The following is a 656-nucleotide window of genomic DNA, read 5'->3' as shown; positions in this document are numbered from 1 at the left end:
TCTCGGGCGCTATACCTTTGCCGATGTAGCATCTTACCGCCTGCAACAAAAACCGATTCGCACCCTCTCCGCCTGCGGCTCGCTGGTGGTGGTAGCGCTGTATCTCATCGCCCAGATGGTCGGCGCAGGCAAACTGATAGAGCTGCTGTTCGGCCTGAACTACCACGTTGCCGTCGTGCTGGTCGGTATTCTGATGGTGATGTATGTGCTGTTTGGCGGAATGCTCGCCACCACCTGGGTACAGATTATCAAAGCCGTGCTGCTGCTCCAAAGCAGCAGTGGCGGTCCACCCGAAAGGCATTGCCATCATGAGCCCCGGCGGACTGGTTTCGGACCCGATTTCGGCGCTGTCGCTCGGGCTGGGCCTGATGTTTGGTACCGCAGGCTTACCCCATATTCTGATGCGTTTCTTTACGGTGAGCGATGCACGCGAAGCACGTAAAAGTGTGTTTTACGCCACCGGGTTTATGGGCTATTTCTACTTCCTGACCTTTATTATCGGCTTCGGTGCCATTGTACTGGTCAGCGCCAATCCCGCCTTTAAAGATGCCGCAGGCGCATTGATTGGCGGGAATAACATGGCCGCGGTGCATTTGGCCGATGCGGTAGGCGGCAACTTCTTCCTCGGCTTTATCTCCGCACTGGCGTGCGCCACC

Annotated in this window: 1 pseudogene; it reads left to right on the top strand. The window is 57.0% G+C overall.

Annotation, left to right across the window (positions count from 1 at the left end):
- Positions 1-656 (top strand): annotated as a pseudogene (locus J5224_RS33385) (sodium:solute symporter family transporter); the annotation flags it as partial.

The sequence above is a fragment of the Candidatus Symbiopectobacterium sp. NZEC135 genome (assembly GCF_025962695.1).
The sequence above is the reverse complement of the archived record's forward strand: the minus strand, read 5'-3'. Positions and strand labels throughout refer to the sequence as shown.